Origin of the sequence: Candidatus Methanosphaera massiliense, from assembly GCF_028890305.1 — an archaeon.
GTDB lineage: Archaea > Methanobacteriota > Methanobacteria > Methanobacteriales > Methanobacteriaceae > Methanosphaera > Methanosphaera massiliense.
In genome coordinates this window covers 1298812-1320922 of record NZ_JARBXM010000001.1, presented here as the reverse complement: position 1 = coordinate 1320922, position 22111 = coordinate 1298812, and the positions used below count along the sequence as shown (strand labels likewise).

At 28.3% G+C, this 22111-nt stretch carries 26 protein-coding genes; 13 read left to right on the top strand and 13 right to left on the bottom strand.

The window, feature by feature from the left end; genetic code table 11:
* Positions 1–23 precede the first annotated feature (23 nt).
* The 3 genes from acgM to OTK55_RS06400 are packed head-to-tail and all read left to right on the top strand — an operon-like array spanning position 24 to position 2667.
* Entirely contained in the window at positions 24–1049 is a 1026-nt protein-coding gene (gene acgM, locus OTK55_RS06410) for a radical SAM/SPASM domain protein, ACGX system (RefSeq protein ID WP_274871311.1), read from the top strand.
* An 8-nt stretch (positions 1050–1057) separates the two neighbouring features.
* Entirely contained in the window at positions 1058–2047 is a 990-nt protein-coding gene (locus tag OTK55_RS06405) for a zinc-binding dehydrogenase (RefSeq protein WP_274871310.1), read from the top strand.
* Positions 2048–2052: 5 nt separating this feature from the next.
* The gene (locus OTK55_RS06400; protein ID WP_274871309.1) at positions 2053–2667 is read left to right on the top strand and encodes a pyridoxamine 5'-phosphate oxidase family protein; all 615 of its coding nucleotides are present in this window, start codon (positions 2053–2055) and stop codon (positions 2665–2667) included.
* A 170-nt stretch (positions 2668–2837) separates the two neighbouring features.
* Here the strand turns inward: OTK55_RS06400 and OTK55_RS06395 are convergent, their stop codons facing one another.
* On the bottom strand, positions 2838–3428 hold the full coding sequence (locus tag OTK55_RS06395; RefSeq protein WP_274871308.1) for an NAD(P)H-dependent oxidoreductase: 591 nt from the start codon (positions 3426–3428) through the stop codon (positions 2838–2840).
* Between the two features lie 146 nt (positions 3429–3574).
* Between OTK55_RS06395 and OTK55_RS06390 the strand changes: the two genes are divergently transcribed.
* The gene (locus OTK55_RS06390) at positions 3575–3997 is read left to right on the top strand and encodes a hypothetical protein (protein WP_274871307.1); all 423 of its coding nucleotides are present in this window, start codon (positions 3575–3577) and stop codon (positions 3995–3997) included.
* Between the two features lie 421 nt (positions 3998–4418).
* Here OTK55_RS06390 and OTK55_RS06385 read toward each other — a convergent pair whose 3' ends face one another.
* The 7 genes from OTK55_RS06385 to OTK55_RS06355 all read right to left on the bottom strand — a co-directional run bounded on the left by OTK55_RS06385 (position 4419) and on the right by OTK55_RS06355 (position 8036).
* Complete coding sequence (locus tag OTK55_RS06385) at positions 4419–4634, bottom strand: hypothetical protein (RefSeq protein ID WP_274871306.1); 216 nt, start codon at positions 4632–4634, stop codon at positions 4419–4421.
* Between the two features lie 177 nt (positions 4635–4811).
* Positions 4812–5027, bottom strand: coding sequence for a hypothetical protein (locus tag OTK55_RS06380; protein ID WP_274871305.1), 216 nt, complete (start codon positions 5025–5027; stop codon positions 4812–4814).
* A gap of 21 nt (positions 5028–5048) precedes the next feature.
* Positions 5049–5666: an HAD family hydrolase gene (locus tag OTK55_RS06375; protein WP_274871304.1), complete on the bottom strand. Its 618-nt coding sequence runs from the start codon at positions 5664–5666 to the stop codon at positions 5049–5051.
* 25 nt (positions 5667–5691) lie between these two features.
* Positions 5692–6315 carry an HAD family hydrolase gene (locus OTK55_RS06370; RefSeq protein WP_274871303.1) on the bottom strand — a complete coding sequence of 208 codons (624 nt, stop codon included), beginning with the start codon at positions 6313–6315 and terminating at the stop codon, positions 5692–5694.
* Between the two features lie 88 nt (positions 6316–6403).
* Positions 6404–6973, bottom strand: coding sequence for an MBL fold metallo-hydrolase (locus OTK55_RS06365; protein ID WP_326520470.1), 570 nt, complete (start codon positions 6971–6973; stop codon positions 6404–6406).
* A 171-nt stretch (positions 6974–7144) separates the two neighbouring features.
* Positions 7145–7279, bottom strand: coding sequence for a hypothetical protein (locus OTK55_RS06360; RefSeq protein WP_274871301.1), 135 nt, complete (start codon positions 7277–7279; stop codon positions 7145–7147).
* Positions 7280–7640: 361 nt separating this feature from the next.
* Positions 7641–8036: an acyl-CoA thioesterase gene (locus tag OTK55_RS06355; protein WP_274871300.1), complete on the bottom strand. Its 396-nt coding sequence runs from the start codon at positions 8034–8036 to the stop codon at positions 7641–7643.
* Between the two features lie 518 nt (positions 8037–8554).
* Here OTK55_RS06355 and OTK55_RS06350 point away from each other — a divergent pair.
* From OTK55_RS06350 to OTK55_RS06340, 3 genes are all read left to right on the top strand, one after another.
* Positions 8555–10912 carry a right-handed parallel beta-helix repeat-containing protein gene (locus OTK55_RS06350; protein WP_274871299.1) on the top strand — a complete coding sequence of 786 codons (2358 nt, stop codon included), beginning with the start codon at positions 8555–8557 and terminating at the stop codon, positions 10910–10912.
* 138 nt (positions 10913–11050) lie between these two features.
* Positions 11051–12445, top strand: a complete 1395-nt coding sequence (locus tag OTK55_RS06345) for a glutamate--cysteine ligase family protein (protein WP_274871298.1) — start codon at positions 11051–11053, stop codon at positions 12443–12445.
* A gap of 220 nt (positions 12446–12665) precedes the next feature.
* A complete protein-coding gene (locus OTK55_RS06340) occupies positions 12666–13076 on the top strand; it encodes a PadR family transcriptional regulator (protein WP_274871297.1) in 411 nt (136 codons plus the stop codon).
* A 37-nt stretch (positions 13077–13113) separates the two neighbouring features.
* Here the strand turns inward: OTK55_RS06340 and OTK55_RS06335 are convergent, their stop codons facing one another.
* Positions 13114–14778, bottom strand: coding sequence for an SWIM zinc finger family protein (locus OTK55_RS06335; RefSeq protein ID WP_274871296.1), 1665 nt, complete (start codon positions 14776–14778; stop codon positions 13114–13116).
* Positions 14779–14946: 168 nt separating this feature from the next.
* Complete coding sequence (locus tag OTK55_RS06330; protein WP_274871295.1) at positions 14947–16065, bottom strand: aldo/keto reductase; 1119 nt, start codon at positions 16063–16065, stop codon at positions 14947–14949.
* A gap of 236 nt (positions 16066–16301) precedes the next feature.
* Here OTK55_RS06330 and OTK55_RS06325 point away from each other — a divergent pair, with 236 nt between their 5' ends.
* Entirely contained in the window at positions 16302–16751 is a 450-nt protein-coding gene (locus OTK55_RS06325; protein WP_274871294.1) for a MarR family winged helix-turn-helix transcriptional regulator, read from the top strand.
* Positions 16752–16764: 13 nt separating this feature from the next.
* The gene (locus OTK55_RS06320) at positions 16765–18147 is read left to right on the top strand and encodes an MATE family efflux transporter (protein WP_274871293.1); all 1383 of its coding nucleotides are present in this window, start codon (positions 16765–16767) and stop codon (positions 18145–18147) included.
* 70 nt (positions 18148–18217) lie between these two features.
* Here the strand turns inward: OTK55_RS06320 and OTK55_RS06315 are convergent, their stop codons facing one another.
* Both OTK55_RS06315 and OTK55_RS06310 read right to left on the bottom strand, forming a co-directional pair.
* Positions 18218–18568 carry a hypothetical protein gene (locus OTK55_RS06315; RefSeq protein ID WP_274871292.1) on the bottom strand — a complete coding sequence of 117 codons (351 nt, stop codon included), beginning with the start codon at positions 18566–18568 and terminating at the stop codon, positions 18218–18220.
* Between the two features lie 89 nt (positions 18569–18657).
* On the bottom strand, positions 18658–18987 hold the full coding sequence (locus OTK55_RS06310; RefSeq protein ID WP_274871291.1) for a hypothetical protein: 330 nt from the start codon (positions 18985–18987) through the stop codon (positions 18658–18660).
* A gap of 174 nt (positions 18988–19161) precedes the next feature.
* Here OTK55_RS06310 and OTK55_RS06305 point away from each other — a divergent pair, with 174 nt between their 5' ends.
* The 4 genes from OTK55_RS06305 (at position 19162) to OTK55_RS06290 (ending at position 21396) form a co-directional block, all read left to right on the top strand.
* Positions 19162–20082, top strand: a complete 921-nt coding sequence (locus OTK55_RS06305; protein WP_274871290.1) for a manganese-dependent inorganic pyrophosphatase — start codon at positions 19162–19164, stop codon at positions 20080–20082.
* Between the two features lie 294 nt (positions 20083–20376).
* Positions 20377–20757: a hypothetical protein gene (locus OTK55_RS06300; protein ID WP_274871289.1), complete on the top strand. Its 381-nt coding sequence runs from the start codon at positions 20377–20379 to the stop codon at positions 20755–20757.
* 33 nt (positions 20758–20790) lie between these two features.
* Positions 20791–20970: a 4Fe-4S binding protein gene (locus OTK55_RS06295; protein ID WP_274871288.1), complete on the top strand. Its 180-nt coding sequence runs from the start codon at positions 20791–20793 to the stop codon at positions 20968–20970.
* A gap of 24 nt (positions 20971–20994) precedes the next feature.
* Entirely contained in the window at positions 20995–21396 is a 402-nt protein-coding gene (locus tag OTK55_RS06290) for a hypothetical protein (RefSeq protein WP_274871287.1), read from the top strand.
* A gap of 42 nt (positions 21397–21438) precedes the next feature.
* Here OTK55_RS06290 and OTK55_RS06285 read toward each other — a convergent pair whose 3' ends face one another.
* The gene (locus tag OTK55_RS06285; RefSeq protein ID WP_274871286.1) at positions 21439–21825 is read right to left on the bottom strand and encodes a putative zinc-binding protein; all 387 of its coding nucleotides are present in this window, start codon (positions 21823–21825) and stop codon (positions 21439–21441) included.
* Positions 21826–22111 lie beyond the last annotated feature (286 nt).

Genomic DNA, 22111 nt, shown 5'->3' with positions numbered 1-22111 from the left:
TTATTATCATAGAGAGATTATATATGAGAGATTTTTTCGCATTTCAATGGCATATAACAGATGAATGTGACCAACGCTGCAAACACTGTTATATATTTAATAATGAACATACAACAAATCTAACAACAACAAGTATTAATGATTTAGAGGATATATTCAATAACTGTATAAACATGTGTAACATAGTAAACAGAGAACCATTCTTTTATGTCACAGGTGGAGATCCACTACTTCATCCAGATTTCTGGAAGTTAATAAATTTATTTAAGGAAAATAACATTAAATTTGGTATTATGGGCAATCCCTTCCATCTAACAAGTGAAGTATGTGAAAAATTAAAGGATGCAGGATGCCTTGCATACCAATTATCACTAGATGGTTTAAGAAAAACACATGATTACTTCAGAATGCCTGGTTCATATGATACAACACTAGATAAGATTAAAGTACTAAAAGATGCTGGTATGAATGTTAATATCATGACAACAGTCTCTAAAGTTAATATGGATGAAATACCAGAATTAATTGATGTAGTGGTAGAGCATGGTGTTGATACTTATAGTTTTGCAAGATATTGTCCTGAAGGATTTGATGAGGACAGTCATATGACGCCAGAGGAATATCATCAGTTTTTAGAGAAATGCTGGGATAAATATGAACAATACAAGGATTCCAGTACTAATTTTGATTTAAAAGATCATCTATGGACATTATTCCTGTATGAAAAAGGATTATTTGAAATCCCTAGTGATTTAGATGATGATGTAATCTATGATGGATGTAACTGTGGTAATTCTCATGTAACAATACTGCCAAATGGTAATGTATATGCTTGTAGACGTATGAACAGTCTAATTGGTAATGCCTTTGAGGAAAATATTGTATCACTATTTACCAGTAGAAAGATGGATGAATACAGACAATACGAGAATTTCGAGAAATGCAGTAAATGTGAATTACTAAGATTCTGTAGGGGCTGTCCTGCTGTAAGCTATGGTTATACGGGTTCTATGTATAGTAGTGACCCTCAGTGTTGGAAGAAAATATAGGTGATTTCATGAAAGCAGTATTACTAACCGAGACATGTGAAGCTAGTCAATTACACGTGTCAGAGATAGCTAAGCCAGAAGTAAAGAATGGCTGGGTATTAGTAGAAGTATTAGGTTTTGGTCTTAATCGTTCAGAGTTAATACTCAGGGAATATGAGGCAGATGAGGATTATATTAACTTGCCCGTTATACCAGGTATTGAATGTTATGGTGTTGTTGTTGATAAATCAGATTGTTGTCTGGATATAGGAGACCATGTTGTAGCATTAATGGGAGGTATGGGCAGAAGCTTTGATGGAAGCTATGCAGAGTACGCCCTTCTACCAGAATCTAACGTTTTTAAAATAGATGAAAAACTGGCAGAGAAGTATAGTGTAGAGGAAATCAGTGCACTTCCAGAAACATTCTTCACAGCCTATTGTTCCTTATTTGATTCATTAGAATTAAACAGTAGGGATGTTATACTCATCCGTGGTGGAAGTAGTACTGTTGGTATAGCTGCAATACAATTAGCCTCCAGGTGTGGTGCTACAGTAATAGCTACTACTCGTAGCCGTGACAGGCTTAAATATCTTAGTATGTATGGAGCAAGCTATGCTCTCATAGATGATGATAATCTAATAACTAATATATTATCATTAGCTCCTGAGGGTGTTAGTAAGGTACTTGAACTGCTTGGTCCTTTAACTATGAAGGAATCATTCAAAGCTCTGCAAAAACATGGAACTTTATGCATTACAGGTATACTTGGTGGACAAGAAACAATAGAAAAATTCGATCCTATTATTGATATACCAAATGATAAATATCTTACATCATTCTATAGTAATTACCCAACACAGGAAAAGATGAATGAAATATTTAGATATATTTACAAGAATGATATAAGACCAATCATTGCAGATAAATATTCATTAGAAGAAATTGGAAAAGCACATAGTGTAACAGAGAATAATAAAAAATTAGGGAAAATAGTAGTAATCAATAATAAGGAGTAAATTTTATGGATAGTAAACAGGATTGCTTAAAATTTTTAAGAGAATTAATAGATACAACTATAGCTACAGTAGATAAGGATGGAAATCCGCAAAGTAGGGTAATAGATGTAATGTTAGAAGATGGAGAAACAGTATACTTCCTAACTGCAAGAGGAAAAAGATTCTATAAACAATTACAAGAAAACAATCACATTGCATTAGTAGGATTAAAAGATAATAAAACAGTACGTATAATAGGTGAAGTAAAACAATTAGAAGATCAACACAAATGGATAGATAAAATGTTTGAAAAAAATAAGTATATGAATAATGTTTATCCAGGTGATGCACGATACATCTTAGAACCATTTAAGGTAGAATGTGGAGAAATGGAATTCTTTGATTTAACCCAAAAACCAATATATCGGAAAACATTCAAGATAAACACTGAAGAATCAACATATTTCAATAAAAAATATGTGATAACTGATAATTGTATAGAATGTGATGTATGTAAAGCTACCTGTCCTCAAAATGCTATAGAAGAAGGAAGTCCATATCATATAATGTCTAATCATTGTCTTGATTGTGGTACATGTTACGAAAATTGTCCTGTTAATGCTATAGAAGATCCTTACTAGAATATCTTCTTTTCTCTAACATTCTTTTTTTTAGTTTTAATTTTTATCCAAGATAATTAATATAAAATTATTTCTTAATCTAATTTAAAAGAATCATCCATTGTTAAACAGCATATTATTATATACAATTACCCTAATTTTTGTATAATATAGATAAAATGTATATTATTCTAGTTTGAATTAATACCTATTTTATATACATCATCTAATATTTTTCTTTTTCTTTCATCAGTTATTTTATCATGACTTGTACTAGTGTAGATGTAGAATTGTGTATTTCTTGCTTTATCTTTTATTCTATCGACGTCGAAGATTGTTTTTATTGCACTTATTTTTCCATCAGCTTCTAAATCTTTGTATCCGCTGCCCATGGTTATGATAAATCTTATATTATCATATGTTTTCATTTGTTCTTTGCCCTCTGTTGAGTAATATCTGTAGCCATATGTGAATACTCTTGTAAACCATCCCACGAGTTTTGATGGGCAGTCTAGCCAGAATACTGGGAAGATGAATGTTAGATTATCAGCTTCATCCAGTAGTTTTTGTTCTTCTAACACGTCACTTGATGGTGTATCTAGTGTGTAATTTGATTCTCTGAGATATTCTTCCTCAGTCATATCTGAGTTAAAATTCTTTGCATATAAATCAGATATTGTGTATTCTTTTCCTACATCTGTTAGTGCTTGAATATATTTTTCTTTTATCTGGTATGTGAGGCTTTTATTACTTGGATGACAATATATTATATGTGTTTTCATAGTTAACTATTCCTACTTCTTTTTTGTTATAACTATTTGTTATATATTAGATAAATCTTTTATCATAATGGATATTCATATTAATTATAAGATAGATAAAATAGTTTATAGATAAAAAAATTTACATGGTCCTGGATGGATATTTTATGATTATAACTGATAAATATGGAGAATTAGAGTTACGATATGATGGTGTTTTATCTGATAACGAGCTTATCTTACCAGATGATATATATCATTGGTGGAATTCATTAAGTGATAATCCATTAGAAGCTATATTAATCTATGAGTACCTTGTCTCTGATTACAGTGCTGAGGATAATGTCTCATATAATATTATTATGTCTCCAAGGGATGTTGATGATGTACCAGCTCTTATTGATAAACCAGTATACTTAGATATAAATGAAAAAATAGTTGATGGACGTAAAGTTCATACAGTTAACTTAGATGAAAACTTAAATGTTACAGGTGATATTATTTTCTTAGTTAATGTATCTGAGTGTGATCCTGTTTTTAGAAAACAGGGATTGGTTATTATTCAAGGTCTAGATCTTAAAAGAGATTAGGACCTATCTTATTTATCCTTAAATTAGCTTGCGAGTACACAGCATTTTATGTAGATTACATCAGTTAGCATGTGTCTATATTCACTTCAATTATTGTTCTTGGATTATTATTAATGTGATTTGATTTGTTTTAGCAATCATTAAATTTATAAAACAGTGATATATCTTTAAGTATTTGGGATTAATTATTGTATTTTATCTTCGAATTAATAGTATTATAAAAAAACTTCTTCTTTGTATTCTTCTATATCTTATTCTTTTGTTTTAGTTATGAGTATGTATGGTGTCACTGCATAGTCTGTCAAGGTATTCCTTTATTAATTCATTGTATTCTTCGCCTATTAATGTTTTCCATATTTTTCTTCACGCAACTCACGCTCATCATCTTCAATAAGTCCTTCAAATATTGCCCGTTTATGTATTAACTCTTTGGAGTTATACTTAATTTTTCAGAATACTCATTAACTAATTCGTTTAACTTATCCATATCTTTAAAATTATCCATACATAATTTTATAAATTCTCTTAATATCATTGCTTCTGGATCTGTTCTTTTCTCTTGAATTTCTTCTCTTACTATTCCTATATCGTCAGGACTTTCAGGATGATCAGGACGAATAATACTTACCATAGACATTATATCTCTCCTATTAAACATTGATAATACAATAAGACACATCATATTCATCAAATACTTTACTTAAATCTTATTTATTCTTTTATTTATATTATCAAGAGCCCTCAATTCTCTTTTTACATACTCCATATATATGTTAATTATTCTTTTTTCTATTTAATATGAATTTTATTTTATTCATAATTTGTCTTCTAATTCTTTTTCTAGTCTCGTGAATATTGATTTTTTATCATGTTCTTCTTGTTTTTCTTTTTTTAGTTCTGGTGGAAGGTCTATGTGTATTCCACACCGTGGACATTTTAGCATTAGGCCACAACAGTCAAATCCACAGTCACAGTGTCCTGCTTTTGTATGGTCAAATTCACATCCACATATATCACATTTCATCATCATTGTATTTTATCTCGCATATTTTTATAAGTTTAATAATTGTTTGGGGTTATCTATAACTTTTAACGGATATGAATCATTGTATGCTTCACTATTTCCTTGTCCCCATGTTACAAGAATTAGGTCTAGATTTGAGTTTTTTGCTGTTTTAATATCAGTACCTCTGTCGCCTATATATATAATTTCATCACGGGAATAGTTTTCATGGTCTAGTATTTGATTCATCATTTCAGGGTTTGGCTTGAAGTAGCCTCCCTCATTGTATCCTATTACATGTTTGAAGTTGATGTTTGAGAATAATCGTTCTGTGAGCATATCTAGGAGGTTTTGTATCCTGTTTGAGCAGATTGCTAATTCTACCTCGGGGTTATTATCTAGTGTTTCTAGTACTTCCATTATTCCAGGGTATGGTTTTGTGTATTCCATGTTACTATTAGTATATATTTCGCCATATGTTTCTAGTATTTCCTCGTCACGAGTCATATTTTCTATGAAATCATCAAATTCTAGGTCTTCAAGCTTATCATAATGATATACTTCTCTTCCATGTTGTTCTAATGCTTTATTATATGCAATCACTGAATCATAGAAGGTGTTTACAAGTGTTCCATCAAAATCAAATATGAATAATTTCTTTGTCAACGTTATTACTCCCATAAGTTTATTATTAAAAGTCTAGTAAATCTCTTGGTGAATCCATTATTTTTAGTGGATAATCATTATTATAGTCTTCCTCATTTCCCTGTCCATAACTTACTAGTATCATGTCTATTCCTGCTTGTTTAGCTGCTTCTATATCCACATCTTTATCTCCATAATATATCACTTCATCTAGTGGTGTACCCTCTTTTTCTATTATTTCTAAGAGTCTGTCAGGATTAGGCTTATCTCGTATACCCTCCCTATGTCCTGATATATATTTAAAATCTATGTTAGGAAAAAGTTTTTTAGTATATTCTACTAGATAATTATTTTCCTTGTTAGAGCATACTGCTAGTGTTGCACCTTGTTTAGAAAGAGTTTTTAATACATCTATTATTCCCTCGTATGGCTTTGTGTTTGGTTTATCATATTTACGGTATATGTCATTGTATAAGTGATATACTTTAGAGTTTTTACCAGCATCATTATCTACTAAGAATTTTCTGAAATCCTTGTATATTATTGTTTCAAGATTTCCACGATATACTGGCTTTCCTTCCTGTTCTAGTGCCTGGTTCACACAATGTATTGAATCATATAAGGAATCTACTAGTGTTCCATCAAAATCAAATATATATAATGTTTTCATATTCTTATATATGATTTAATTTGATTATTAAATTTACGATAAAATAAAAATTATATAAAAAAAAGGGAGTATATGAAAAATAGAAGGATTATAAAGTTATAGTATGTGGTTCTATGTCTGGATCATGATTAGCTAAGCTTTCTATACAGTTATCATTTAGACTTTGTTGTCTTATCCATTTTAGTGAGTCTATTGCCTGATTCAGGTTCTCTACTATTCCCGGTAGTATCATGTCGTACCATGATTTTTCTGCATATCCTCCATCAGAGAATAATAATACATATTTACCAGTGTCTGTGTTTGTTATTTTTAGTGCTGCTAGTCCTGGTGTATGTCCAGGTATATTAATTAATTGGAATTTTTTATCATCAAATAGGTCATATACTTTACCTGCTGGACCATTTCCATAGATTTCATCATTAGTATCATGTGGTTTTTCTTTGAATTGAAAAGTTTTCATATTTACTCCCTTCCACATGTTACTTACATATCTAATCTTGTTATTATTAGCAAATTCTAGTTCATCCCTACTTACTAGTATGTTTTTAGCATCTTGTACATGTTTTAAGCCTGAAACATGGACAACGTCTAAGTGACTTAATAATACATAATCTAGGTCTTCCGGTTTTATATTCATATCCGCTAATTGTTCATTGATTGCTTGACCTGGTGGTACTAATCCCTAGTTTGTTAGATAGTCTTTTAGTGTTTGGTGTTTAATTTGTGATAACCTGTTATATTTACCATTTGGTGATATATCTCTATGCCATCCTGTATCATATAATATTAGTTGGTCATCATATCCTATTAGGTATGCTGATACAGGGAACTATTTACGATTTTTTCTACCGTAATTGCTTAGTATTGTTAGTTTTGGTAGTGAAGGATTTACTTTTTCATCACGAAATGCTAGTGATTCAGATATATTAACTTTTCCTGTTTGTAATACATGTATTTTCATCATAGTAACCACTTTATTATATGATTATACGTTATTATATAGAGAATAGTTAATATAAATTTATTTATAATAAAAATAGTGATTTTCTAGTTTATATTTAAAATTAGATTTTGGGTAAAAAAGGAAAAGATAATTTTGTTTGGTATTTGGTAGGATGATTTTTCGGTTTATATTTTCCTTTTTTTTTTTGAATATGTTATGTTTTTTATATAATAAGGAGTGGTGATTTTTTCTTTTTGTCTGAAAAAATCTTATTTTTTTATATCCAACTAAGAATTTAGGTAAACCTAACTCTTAGTCAATATTATATTAGACACTATACTATATAAAGGTTTTGGCATACCTAAAAATTAAGATGAAAAAATTATAATAAATGCTCACTCAAATCCTTTCGAATATCATCAGGAATCCTCATGGACTTCTGATTATTAAAATCAAAATAAACAAGAACAACTTCACCAGTAGCCTTCTTCACACCATTCTGCCAAGCTTCCTGATAAACAGTGAAAGATGAATTACCAATCTTAGAAACATACGTTCTAATTTCCACTTCATAGCCATAATAAATCTGATCAAGATAATCTACACTGAGATGAACCATTATAATATTCCAAGAATCAGGACGCAGCCTCATATCTGGATTAAAAATTTTATAAAGAGGATTACGAGCCGTTTCAAACCATATAGGTAAAGACGTATTATTCACATGGCCTAAACCATCAGTATCCCTGGAACAAACATCAATTTTACTTTTAAACATGATAAATCATCTACTATCTTATATTAATATATGTATGTACTAAATAGTATAAAAAAGAATATCTAATAAAAAAAACAATACTTATTAATTTTCTGATAGTCTAATTCTAGTTATGAAGAGTATTAAAGCAGTAACTAATACGAAAATTGATTCATGAAAAACAGCTGATGAATAAATAATTACGTTCTTCCTATTTATATTAAGGAATATTAATAACAATACTAATCCACTAATATAGCTATTTTTGCAAATAAACTGGCAAATAATCCTACCTAATATAGGGAGACTAATATTTTATTTTTTTAAAGAATATTTGAAATAATCCTAATTTCCTTTTTAATGAACTAATTTATCAAGTAATCTATAATAAAATAGTTCAAATAGCCTGAAAAAAGGAAAAAATACGCCTAAATTTTATTAATATGATTATGATAAATATAAACTAATAATAAAAAATAAAATTATTATAAAAAATATTTAAATAGTTTTATAATATATTAAAAAAAAAGTTATGGGAGGTGAATAAATTCAGAAAACAACATAAAACATATATCACCCTAATAATATTAATCACAATAATACTAACACTATCAATAGTATCAGCAACAGATCAAAACACCACAAACACGACAATAAAAAACAATTACAATCACGACACAATAACAGATAAAATAACACCACAACAAAAAGATCCAATAAACAATAACAAAGAAGAAATAACCATAAAAGATAATAAAACAACAAATATTCCTACAAAAGAAGTAACAAACCATAAAAAATATCTAAAAACAAGCAATACAACCAATAATACAATCTACATAAATAATAACAACAAAGAAGAATACAATGATTACGAATTCGAAGCAAATACAAATATAGTTATAAATGAATCAGTAAATGATATATACTTAACAATATTCAATGAAAATATCACACTAACAGCAAATAATAATGTAACATTATCAAATTCAATGATAGATGTAATAGATGGTTCAATACACATATATAATGTATCATTTAAAAGTGATGATTCTAGCCAATACTCCAGTGTAATCAACATAAACAATAATAACAACATCATAGAAAACTGCACATTCCTAGATTATAAAACACAACGAGCAACTGATTACTACAGAGAAATAAACATAAACGGAAACAATAATACAATAACTAATAACTACTTTAATGCTACATACCCCGGATTAAATATAGACTGGACAGTATATGGTGGATCAAGAAAGGCTAATGTAATCATAGCATATGGTGATAACAATACAATAAGCTACAATACTATTAAACTAAAACAAGGAAAATTAATAGATGCTGATTATGGTACAGTAGAAGCAATAGATGTCTTCGGTAATAATAACCTCGTAACAAGAAATAACATTGATGTCAGAGGAAAGCTATTCCTCTATGGAATAATGGTTTACTACCATAATAACACGATAACATATAATACAATAAATGTAATTTCAGTAAGATACGCTAACGGGATTTCAGTAGATGGAAAAGCATCAAATTGTACAGTTGAAAACAATACAATTAATGTAGTATGTGAAAATGGAACCAATAATGATACATCAAGAGTAGACTCAGCATATGGTATTATTATAATAGAAAGCGATTACCATGGATATAAGTATAATATAGAAAATTCTGAAACATCAAACAATATACTACGAGGAAACAGGATAACTGGCTCAGCAGCTCAAATGTATGGAATTGAACAATTCGGTGGAAATAACACACTTATTGAAGATAATGACATAAATCTTGATGGAATATACACGATGGGTGTTGGTGTTATTGGTGCAAATACTACAATAATAAACAATAATATTCATTGCAGAGGATATACTAATAATACAGTTCCTTCACCCGATTACTTAAGACCTAGAACAACTGGTGTATATGCATACTATGGAACTAACACCACTATAACGGGTAATACAATAGTAACAGAAAGAGGACCTGGTGTAACCTTAGATATTGAAGAAGGTTCAACTGTATCCTATAATAATATAGACAGTATAGATAATAGTGTATCAATAGTAACAATACATAATACAAGTGGCTCAACTATTCATGATAATACTATAAATCATTATACTGATTCATCAATATCAGCAGAAAATAACCAAGTATTTAATAATATACCAGTTAATACACCAACACCAAATACTACCGAATCTAACACTACAATAAAGGAAAATCAGACAAGTACTAACTCTACAGCTACAAATAGTTCCACTACAACTAATCAAACAGTACCAATAACTCCAACCACACCAACAACTCCAACCACACCAACAACTCCAACCACACCAACAAACCAGACAACACCAACAACTCCAACCACACCAACAACTCCAACCACACCAACAACTCCAACCACACCAATAAATCAGACAGTGCCAACAACTCCTACACCAACAACTCCTACAGTACCAACTAATCCAACTACACCAGTAAATCAGACAACTCCTACAGTACCTGTTAATTCTAACCCTACTAACACTAATAATAATCAACAGACTAATATGACTCATACAAATGTTATAACTAATAGCTCTAACCTGGTTAAAACTAATAATTCAGATAATAGTGCATCTAGTTCATCTGCTGTAGGCGATAGTGGTAATTCTAATTCCCATGAAGATGCATCTTCCTCTGATAGTAGTAATAGTAATCTACTTGTTGACTCTGATAATAGTGTTTCTTCAACAGCAGAGGCTACTGGTATTGTTAGTGAAATTAGTCCTATTAATAATAATCAAAAAAATGATGATTTGAATTTAGGTGAAGTTGTGTTATTGATTATTATTGTTGCTGGTTCCCTGATTTATGGATTTACTAAAAAACAGCGTTTATAAATTATCTTACTTTTTTTATTTTATTTTTTTTATTATTTTATTTTATATATGATAACTAATTTTATATAACATTAAAAATATAACAATAGTTATAATAATTTTATAGCACACCACATAAAAAATATAAAGAGGATATTAATGGTTAACATTACAGAAGAAGATATAAAAAATAGAATTTACCAAAAATATATAAAGCCTACCAAAAACAATAAGGAAGAATACATAGGAATAGAAATAGAAATACCAATCATTAACTTAAACAAAGAACCCGTGAACTTTAATGTTGTTCACAAAGTAACCAATATATTTAAAGATAAATTCAACAATTTCGACGTAGAAGAAACAGATTATGAAGGAAACATCAATGCCTTAAAAAACAAATCAAACAATGATATAATCTGCTTTGACTGCTCTTATAATAATATAGAATTTGCAATGGGAAAAGAAAAAGACCTATTTACTATTAATAAACGTTTCAGAAAATATTACAAATTCATCAAGGAAGAACTAGAAAAAAACAACCATACACTAGTCGGAATGGGTATCAATCCATATTGGAAATACAATGTTAAAGAACCTATTCCTAATGAAAGATATTTAATGCTCTACCATCATTTAAAAACATATCCCCAATATAAAAACCCAATGTACTTCCATCACTACCCAGAATACGGATTATTCTCAAGTGCTTCACAAATACAATTAGATGTTCCATATGATGAATTAATTAATACCATCAATATATCTACAAAATTAGAACCAATTAAAGCAATTCTATTTTCAAATTCCGTATTTCTAGGTGAAAATACGGATTATCTCTGTTATCGGGATATATTCTGGGAATATAGTACTCATGGAATAAATCCACATAATATTGGAATGTATGACTTTAAATTAAAGGATATTAATAGTTTAATAAATTACCTGTCCACATTAAATATTTATTGTGTAGTTAGAGATGGCCATTATATTAACTTTACTTCAATGAATTTATATGATTATTTTAGTAAAGATAAAATAACTGGAGACTATTATGATAATGGAGAGTATAAAACGATTGAATTTACTCCATCATTAGATGATATTGACTATGTAAGATCATTTAAGTTCATAGACCTCACTTTCCGTGGAACTATAGAATATAGAAGTGTATGTACTCAGCCAATAAAGGATACTATATCTTCTCCTGCATTTCAAATTGGATTAAAACATAAAGTTAATGAATTAAATGAATTATTTGATAATTCTGATCTTTATAATCATGGGTATTCATCAAGTGAGTTAAGAAAATTATTTATTAAAAAAGACCTTCCTAAATTCATATCTGAGGATGAATTATATGATTTATGTAAAAAGATTGTTGACTTATCACGTGAGGGTCTTAAAGAAAGAGGCTATGGTGAAGAGGTATTTCTTAAACCGATTTATGAGAATATAAAAAATAGAACAAATCCTGGTAAAAGATTATTATCTGCACTTGATAATAATATTAGTTTAGACTCAATCATTAAAGAATACGGTAAATTAGATTAATATTTATTAAATCTCGATTTTAATATTTTTCGATTATTAAACGATTGATTAGTTATTAACCTCCTTTGACTATCTTTTTTTTATTTTTCTGTGTATTATAACTTTTATTTTTGATATTTGATACTATACCTTAAATTGTTTATATTTTTAAAAATGGAATATATAAAAAGGAATATATATATAAAAATATATATAATTATTAATATAGAGGGTTTTTATTATGGATAATGAGATAAAAGGAGACAACTACCAGAATATAGTAAATAAACAAAGAAAAATATTCCTAAGAGATTTAAGCAATGGATTATTCAGAATACTAATATTATGGACATTAAAAAACAAGGATTTACATGGTTACGGATTAATGAAAGAAATAGATACATTCTTCCAGCCACAAATTGAGGATGGATTAATAAATAAAAGCAGATCAAATAAAATATACCCTATACTCAAAGACATGGAACATGATGGATTAATAAAAAAATATGATGGAACACATGAAAAGAAAAATATAAAAATTTATAAAATAACAGAAACAGGACAAAAAGTGTTTGACCATCATAAAACTAATCTACAGGAAAGCATGAAGAGAGAACCCTGGAAACAATTCACAGATTATGTCATGAGTTAAATTTCCTTTTTATTAATTTTAAAAAAGAAAAAATAAACTAATCTAGTTGATATTCCTGTTCTATATCTCTTAACTCAGTGATTAAGAGATTCTTATTCTTATACTTATTTTTTAATATATTAATTAATTCAGTGACAATATCCTTACTATTCTTATAAGAAAGCATAGCCTTAATATACCTGATTATTAAATTATATGCACCTCTATGTTTAGCAACCTTGGCCTCTTCTAATATTCTGTTTTTATACAGCATTAATATATCCATACCGTATCTATCTTCAAGATACTTCTTATATTCCTCAAAAGAATCTAACGAGAAATGATTAATAAGATTTTCATATAATGCATCATAATTCTCCTCATTAACATAAATCACATTAAGAAAATCATAATTATGACTACGCTGATAACTATTTACAAGAGTAGAATATTCTTTCTTCCATTCATCAGGAGTACATGTCTCTTTTAATCTATTAACATAAGCTATATCATTAATAGTGTACTTATTTAAAATATTTTTAAGCTCTTTTTTATAGTTAACATTATCTTCTGTTTTATCATATAATTGTAATAGTTTTTTATTCTCATCTAATGATAATTCACTGCCTAATTGTCTTTTTTCACATAATAATTCTATAGCTTTATAATAATTATTCTCATTAATTTCATAATCAATATAATATTGTCTAATAAGATTATAATTCCTAAATTTTTCCAAGTATTTCTCAATATTAACAATTGGAGTACCTATTTTCTTTAATATTTCATATTGTTGAGCTAATAATTCCACAGGAATATTATCATCGTACTGTTTTATTTTTAAGGAAATAATATCACTTAATTTCTGAAGATAACTTTTCTTATCATACATCTTAATACATACTTGAGCTAAATGTATTGATGTATACTTATTGTATTCATATTGTATATTATTAAGTATATAATTAAATACATCATCTTTAGTTTCATTATCAGATTCTATGACCTTTTCTAGGTAGTAGTCAGTCATGTCTAATATATTATCCACGTCAATATATTGAGTTATTTCATCTTTTAATGATATATTCTCATAGATTATATAAATTAATCTTTGAAGATAATCAAATTCACATTTATCATAGAAAATTTTTACATTATTATTTAAGAAATCATAGAGATACTTGTTTAATGGTAACTCCTCATAATAAGCATTTTCATTATATAATTTTCTTGTATCTGTACTAAAGATATTGTTTAATAAATTCAGTGCTTCATAGTAGTCTTCTCGTGTTGTATCTGGCTTAAATTGTAGATTATAATCTTTTATGAAATCTTCATCATCCTTATATCGTTGGTATATGTATTCTTTTAATTCTATTTCACTTGTATTATCTAATAATTGTTTAAATTGTTGTTGAGGATTTTTTATATTATTTGTGATGTTTGAATCTTTATTTTTTGTTATTTCTTCATACTTATATAGTGTTGCTACCATGTGTTTACAGTAATCCATAGAATAAGCATATGGGCATGTACAGTACATTGATTCTATCTGTTTATCCTTATTTAATGTTATTTTTACTTCATATGTATGGGAGTGTGATCCTTCTACTTTTGTGGTTATAGTGTTAGGTGTTATTATTGTATTGTATACTTTTCCTTCCTGGTAGTATTGGTATCCTCTTTTTATTCTTTCTTCGTCAAAGTATGTTTTCCATTTCATTGTATGATTCCCTTGTTTTGGTAGATAGTATTTATTTTATTTTTCATAGTATTTAGTAAATTTACTCTTTATATAAATTAAATAATGTTTAGAAATAGTTTTGTTATAAAAGGGTGGAGATATAAGTAGATAATTATTATTTTTATATCTACTATGAAATGATTTCTTTTATTGTCCGAATTCTTTTGCTACTTTTTTAAGTTCTTCTGGTATGTTAATTTTTTGTGGACAAATATCTAAACAGTTTCCGCATTCAATACATCCTGATGCGGGTGTATTTACTGCTGATGTTGTACCGTATATTGCTGATATTGATTCTAATTTATATAGTGATTGGTTATTATATAATTCAAAGTAGTCTGGTATTGGTATTTCTTTGGGACATTGTTTTTTACAGTATCCACAGTAACTACATGGTATTGGTATTAATTTATTTATCTCATCAGCAATTTTTTGTAGGAATTCATGTTCTTCATCATTGATTGGTTTGAAGTCTTTGAATACTTCACAGTTATCTTTTGTTTGTTGGAAGTTATTCATTCCACTTAATACGATTTTAACATTTTTTGGTGTTCCTGCAAATCTTAGTGCCCATTGTGGTAATGTGTATTCATTGTTGTATTCTTTGAATTCTTGTTCTATATTGTCAGGTAATTTAGCTAGTGTTCCACCTTTTACTGGTTCCATTACTATTACATCTAATCCATATTTTTCGCATAGTTCATAGTTTTTACGTGCTTCTGTAAGGTTACTTTCCCAGTCTAGGTAGTTTAGTTGTAGTTGTACAACGTCGAGTATGTCTCCATATTTTTCTAGTATTTGTTCTAGTAAGTCTGATTTATCATGGTAGCTTATTCCTACTTTTTTTGCTGTTCCTTCTTCTTTCATTTTTGCTATGTATTGGAATGTTTCTGCTTTTTCTGCTAGTGGTAGAAAAGCACTGTTTATGTTGTGTATTAAAAACACGTCAAAGTATGTTATTCCTAATCTTTCTAGCATTACGTTTACTAGTCTTTCATTGTCTTCTGGTCCTGTAAGTAGCCATGTTGGCATTTTATCTGCTATTTTAAATGATTCTCTTGGGTATCTTTCTACTAGTTGTGTTCTTAGGTGTTCTTCAGATTTTTCTTGGTGGTATGCGTATGATGTGTCAAAGTAGTTGTAGCCTTGATTCATGTAGTAGTCTATCATTTTTGAGAATTCTTCATCATTAACTTTTGAATCATTATTTTTGTCTGTGAGAGGTAATCTCATTGCTCCAAATCCTAGTATTACGTCTTTACTCATTTTTTTAACTCCTTATTTTACATATTAATAATCATAAATATTTAAATATCTTAATTGTAATTTATTTTATTTTTATTAGTATTTATAAATTCTGTATACTAAGTATATTATTGACTTTATCAAAGATTATATATATAAACTTTATTTTTATTACTCTGTAAACTCTTGACTTTATCAATAATTATATATATCAAAAATTACAATAAATAATAATTGACAATGAAAGGGGGTTGACAATGGAATATTCATTCAAAAAAGAAAATCTATCAATGACATTCTTATTCAGCATATACATCAAATTACAAAACAATGCATACAATAAACTATTAGAAAACACAGGAATACACATAAAACAAGCTATGATACTTTTAATACTAAAAAACAAGGAATACGTCTACCAAAAAGAAATTTCAGAAATACTAAATATGGATGGGGGATTACTTACAAGATATATACGAAAACTTGAAGACCACCAATACATAGAACGCATCGAGGACGATGAAAACCGCAGGCAAAACAAAATAAGAATAACCAAAAAAGGCAATGAATTAGCAAACCTTCTAAAAAAAGAAGAACGCGAACGAGAAGAAGCTATCATGGAACATTCCCCAATCTCAAGAGAAGAACTGATAGATTATCTACTAAAAATTATAGAAATATCAAAAGAATATGATGAAGGAAAATAAAAAGGAGGAGAATATGAACTCAAAGGATAGAGGAAACAATAGTAATATAGAACTAATAACTGGAGACTATAAACAAGCAATAAAAAAATTAGCATGGCCAATGATGGTCAGTATGTTTCTAGTAATGGCATATAACTTAGCAGACAGTATATGGGTAGCAGGTTTAGGATCAGATGCATTAGCAGCAATAGGATTTATCACCCCTTTATTCATGATACTAGTAGGATTAGGTAATGGAGTAGGAGCAGGAGCAAACAGTCTTATAGCAAGATATATTGGAGCTAAAGACAAAGATGGAGTAAATAACGCGGCATTACATAGTCTAGTACTGACATTAATAATTAGTATACTAGGATCAGTAGTGATGTATATAATACTACCAACATTACTAGAGATTATGGGTGCTGGATCTTCAACACAATTAGCACTAGATTATGGAAACATAGTATTTATGTTTATGATAGTATTTATTTACAGTAACGTTGGAGCAGCAATCCTAAGGTCAGAGGGTGATGTAACACGTGCTATGTATGTTATGGCTATAACAGCAATACTAAATATAGTATTAGACCCGATTTTCATATACATACTAGGTATGGGAATAGCAGGAGCAGCTTGGGCAACAGTTATATCAGCAACAGTTAGCTGTGCGGTATTATTATACTGGATGCATGTAAAGAAAGATACCTTCATCGATTTAACCCTTAGTAACTATCATACTAGCGGATACATATATAAAAACATATTAACTGTAGCAATACCATCTACAGCAGAAAATTTAATATTCAGTGTATTAGGTATATGTATAAATTACTTCCTTGTAATAGTATCAGGAAACGTTGCAGTAGCTACATATACAGCAGGAATGCGTTTAATACAATTATCAATGATACCATTAGTAGGATTTGGTACAGCATTACTAACAGTAATTGGAGTATCCTATGGAGCACATGACTTCAAGAGATTAAATGATTCATTCTATTACACTTTAAAATTAGGATTATTAATCTCTACAATTATGGCAGTGATATTCTATATATTTGCACCACAAATAAGTATAATATTTGCTTATGGTTCAACAGCATCCCTTGCACCAAGAATAGCAAGTCTAATACGTTTAATGATAATATTCATATATGGAGTATGTCTTGGTATGTTAGGAGCAATGTTATTCCAGGGAGTAGGAAAAGGATTCACCTCATTAACATTAACATTCATAAGAGCATTATTATTAGAAGTAGTTGTTGCCTATATACTGGGTATATTGCTTGGAATGGGAGAACAAGGAGTCTACCTTGGAGTAGTATCAGGTGGTCTTTTAGGTGGTATAATATCATTCCTATATTCAAGATTCTATATTAGTCGTCTAGAACATAATTATACTCAATCAAAATAAGATAAAAAAAGGTATATGAATTATTTCATATACAATTACTACCCACCACTTTTCTAAAAACTATTTTAAATTAATTATCTTTTTCTATTAAAGGATTTACTTTTGATTCAATGATAGATGATGGTTTCTCCATTGCAACATGTATATTATTTAATGTGTATAGTTCAGTTAGATTAGTTAATGCTGTCCACATAATATTTAATGTTTTAGGAATATCTTCTAAATCATTCTGTGATAAATTATCACTACTATTATTCAGTAAATCTTCAAAGAATTTCATTGAATCCTGTATTATTTCATACTCATTTTTATATAATCCAATCTGATGCTTATTCAAGTATCCAATAAAATATTCAAGATAATTATCTATAAATCTAATTTCTCCTGTAATTCCTAATGATTCTATACTATAATCTGTCATAGTTAATCATCTGTAACAAGTAATTATTTAGATTTACCTCTAAAAAAAATAGTAAAAAATTAATTATGGTGGTAAAAAGTATAAGTATTCTATCCATTTGAATTATTAAGTGTGTTTTGATCACTCACATATAATGAAAAACTATCATTACGTGTATAATTATCCTGCCAATAACTCATTACTAATTGGTTATCAGTAAATCTACGAACATAACCATTAGAATACAATACTTCATAAGTATTACTACTATTATCTATCTGTCTACTTCCAACAATAGTAACATTATCATCCGTTGTATTATTAGCTACAGTTGTATTATTAGCTGAGTTATTATCTAAATAATAAGATCCAAATAATATTAGAATTATACCAAAAGCCACAACTAATAACACTAATAATAACTTAGTATCATTATTCATAACTAAAAAACCTCCATAATTTTCTTTGCATATGTCCTTTACCCACTTTTATTATAATTTAACCCAACTAACATAAATACTTAACTAAAATTAAGATAAAAGACTAATAAAATAAAAAAGAAATATATAAATAATAAATGAGAAATCATTATCTATTAATGGAGATTAAAAAATATGGAAAAAACATATGTATTCGGACATAAAAGTCCAGACACCGATACAATAACATCAAGTATAGTAATGGCAAACCTAGAACAACAACTAGGAAATACAGAAGCAAAAGCATACAGACTAGGAAATATAAACAAGGAAACAGAATACGTACTAAACTACCTAGACCTAGAAGCACCAGAACTACTAGAAAAAATAGATGATAATGCAAATGTTATACTAGTAGACCATAACAGTCCAAAAGAATCAGTGGATAACCTAGAAAATGCGAAAATACAGAAAATAATAGACCACCATAAAATCGCATTTAACACCAGCTATCCATTATATGTTAGAACAGAACCAGTAGGATGTACTGAAACAATATTATACAAGCTATACCAGGAAAACAATATAGAAATAACAAAAGAAATAGCATCATTAATGCTATCAGCAATAATATCAGACACACTACTACTAAAATCACCAACTACCACAGAAGAAGACAAAGAAGCTGTAGAACAACTATCAAAAATAGCAGAAATAGACTATGAAGAATATGGACTAGACATGTTAAAAGCTGGAACAGACCTATCAGGATTTACAATTGATGAAATACTACAATTAGATGCAAAACAAATAGACTTTAAAGACATTAAATCCATAGTAAACCAAGTTAACACTGCAAGTATTGATGATGTAATGCAAATGAAAGACCAATTAGAAAAAGGAATGAATAAAATCATCAAAGAACAAGATTTAGATATATTCATGCTTCTAATCACTGACATAATAAACAGTAACTCTCAAGTAATAGCATTAGGTAAAGAAGCAAAACTTGTAGAAAAAGCATACAACGTAAAACTAGAAGATAACACTGTACTTCTTGAAGGCGTAGTATCCCGTAAAAAACAAGTAGTACCCATAATGACAGAAAATGCCTAAAAAGATATAATTAAATAGGTATAACCTCCATTACTACTTTTTTTTAAAATTATGAAAAACTAAATTAAAGTATAATAATACTCCTTTTATCCAGTTATTTTCCTTCTTAATTTATTATTGTTATCTATTTAAACTAATATTTTATAAATATTCCTTTAATCTTTTTTTAATATAATTTTATTAACATTGTTATTAAATACAAGTATTAAATTATTAATAAAATAAATATAATAATAACTATAATTTTCTAAAGAAAGGGGGGAAATAGATATAGAAGACACTATTGAAACATGGATGAAAGTATTAAACATTAATAAGGATGAATATAAATACATTAAAGAATTAGAAGAGAAAAAATACGTGTATTATGCTAGAATTCATGAAAAAATAGACAAAGACAAATTAGATTTAAAATGCATGCTTCTATTACAAAGAGGTACACTTAAAATAATAAAATATAACTTAGATGAAACAGAGTGGTTAGGTAACACTTTAATTTATTATAAGTCTATAGATCTTATTAATACAATAATTACAAGTACTAGAAATATATTAACAGTACAGGTAAATGCTTCTAAAATCTATCTGGAATTCAATGATAAAATAGTAATGCACGAATTCTATAAAGAGTTAACCAGATTAACAAATAATCAGAAACAACGTAGGTTTTTATAACAAAAATATAATCAAAAAGAGGATTTGACATATATGACAGTAAAAATAGATGAAAACAAATGTCAAGGGATAAATAACTGTGGAACATGTTTTGATGCATGTGCATTAAACATGCTTCAGGATGTAGATAATACACCCAAACCTAAAGTTCCAGGATGTGTAGACTGTGGTTTATGCATAATAGCTTGTCCTAGTGATGCAATATCAAAATAAGTAAGAATTGGTGGGGATGTAATCATGGAAATAAGAAATATTAATGATGCAAAACTATTAAATAATGTTAAGGAAATTATTCAACTATGCGAATGTAGTTATAACGATAAAGTTGTTGACTTCCGTATAATTAATAATGAATTAGGTTTAATAGAAGACATTGAATATAAAAATGGTGACGAATGGTCATATGAATATGAGGATGAAATAACTGATAATGATATAGAAATGATAGTTGGCGCTATAGATGAAGCATTCTATGAAGTATTCCATAAAAAGGATATTGGTGCAACTATGAATATGAATCATATCAGCATAAAAGAAAATCCAGAACCAGCACATTTTCCATCAGATTATTATGTGGATGCAAAGGGTCCTATCCTATTCACATTAAAAAAGAATGTAGTAGTTACAAACGAAGAATAAAAAAAATAGGAATAATCTAGACTAATTCTAGAATATTATTCTCTATTTTTTACTCATTTTTATTACAACTTCATTAATAACATCTTTTACCTTATCAACACATTTTTCTCCTTCTATATCTAATCGTGATGTATCGTTAGCTTTAAGATTTGCTTCGTCAAGTACTTTTTTGACAATTACCGTTCGTGAAACACTTATCTTCTTTTGTTTAAGTATACTATTAACACAATTATTTTTACAGCCATTAACTGCTATTATTGGGTATTTATCAATATAATTTATGTATCCATCACGGTTTGCTGATACACTTGACATACATATTGATGAAATATGATTATCTGATTTTGAAAGATCATCACAACTTACCCTTGCAACAAGTCCCATAGGACTCATACCACTACATGCTGCTACGGATACCTTTTCTGACATGTGAATACCTCTTAATTTTTGTTTACATATTAATTATATTTTTATCTTTTTAAACAATTAAAAATAAATAAATTGAGAATAATAACATTATAAATCTTATTAAAAATGTACTAATATCTATATATAAATTAGATGGTATATAATATAATCTACTAAACAAGGAAATAAAAAATATCTGATTTTGAAAGATTTCATAACTTACCCTTGCAACAAGTCTCACTGAACTCCTACCATTACAAGAGGCTACTGCTACTTTATCTAAAATAATTATTTTCCATAATTAAAT

Bases quoted from the DNA above. Each gene is read 5' to 3' on its own strand.
- OTK55_RS06325 (WP_274871294.1), top strand. From the start codon at position 16,302: ATGGAATATTCATTCAAAAAAGAAAATCTATCAATGACATTCTTATTC.
- acgM (WP_274871311.1), top strand. From the start codon at position 24: ATGAGAGATTTTTTCGCATTTCAATGGCATATAACAGATGAATGTGAC.
- OTK55_RS06315 (WP_274871292.1), bottom strand. From the start codon at position 18,568: ATGACAGATTATAGTATAGAATCATTAGGAATTACAGGAGAAATTAGA.
- OTK55_RS06305 (WP_274871290.1), top strand. From the start codon at position 19,162: ATGGAAAAAACATATGTATTCGGACATAAAAGTCCAGACACCGATACA.
- OTK55_RS06335 (WP_274871296.1), bottom strand. From the start codon at position 14,778: ATGAAATGGAAAACATACTTTGACGAAGAAAGAATAAAAAGAGGATAC.
- OTK55_RS06355 (WP_274871300.1), bottom strand. From the start codon at position 8,036: ATGTTTAAAAGTAAAATTGATGTTTGTTCCAGGGATACTGATGGTTTA.
- OTK55_RS06380 (WP_274871305.1), bottom strand. From the start codon at position 5,027: ATGATGATGAAATGTGATATATGTGGATGTGAATTTGACCATACAAAA.
- OTK55_RS06330 (WP_274871295.1), bottom strand. From the start codon at position 16,065: ATGAGTAAAGACGTAATACTAGGATTTGGAGCAATGAGATTACCTCTC.
- OTK55_RS06405 (WP_274871310.1), top strand. From the start codon at position 1,058: ATGAAAGCAGTATTACTAACCGAGACATGTGAAGCTAGTCAATTACAC.
- OTK55_RS06345 (WP_274871298.1), top strand. From the start codon at position 11,051: ATGGTTAACATTACAGAAGAAGATATAAAAAATAGAATTTACCAAAAA.
- OTK55_RS06310 (WP_274871291.1), bottom strand. From the start codon at position 18,987: ATGAATAATGATACTAAGTTATTATTAGTGTTATTAGTTGTGGCTTTT.
- OTK55_RS06360 (WP_274871301.1), bottom strand. From the start codon at position 7,279: ATGATGAAAATACATGTATTACAAACAGGAAAAGTTAATATATCTGAA.
- OTK55_RS06290 (WP_274871287.1), top strand. From the start codon at position 20,995: ATGGAAATAAGAAATATTAATGATGCAAAACTATTAAATAATGTTAAG.
- OTK55_RS06295 (WP_274871288.1), top strand. From the start codon at position 20,791: ATGACAGTAAAAATAGATGAAAACAAATGTCAAGGGATAAATAACTGT.
- OTK55_RS06320 (WP_274871293.1), top strand. From the start codon at position 16,765: ATGAACTCAAAGGATAGAGGAAACAATAGTAATATAGAACTAATAACT.
- OTK55_RS06390 (WP_274871307.1), top strand. From the start codon at position 3,575: ATGATTATAACTGATAAATATGGAGAATTAGAGTTACGATATGATGGT.
- OTK55_RS06340 (WP_274871297.1), top strand. From the start codon at position 12,666: ATGGATAATGAGATAAAAGGAGACAACTACCAGAATATAGTAAATAAA.
- OTK55_RS06385 (WP_274871306.1), bottom strand. From the start codon at position 4,634: ATGTCTATGGTAAGTATTATTCGTCCTGATCATCCTGAAAGTCCTGAC.
- OTK55_RS06285 (WP_274871286.1), bottom strand. From the start codon at position 21,825: ATGTCAGAAAAGGTATCCGTAGCAGCATGTAGTGGTATGAGTCCTATG.
- OTK55_RS06395 (WP_274871308.1), bottom strand. From the start codon at position 3,428: ATGAAAACACATATAATATATTGTCATCCAAGTAATAAAAGCCTCACA.
- OTK55_RS06370 (WP_274871303.1), bottom strand. From the start codon at position 6,315: ATGAAAACATTATATATATTTGATTTTGATGGAACACTAGTAGATTCC.
- OTK55_RS06300 (WP_274871289.1), top strand. From the start codon at position 20,377: ATGAAAGTATTAAACATTAATAAGGATGAATATAAATACATTAAAGAA.
- OTK55_RS06400 (WP_274871309.1), top strand. From the start codon at position 2,053: ATGGATAGTAAACAGGATTGCTTAAAATTTTTAAGAGAATTAATAGAT.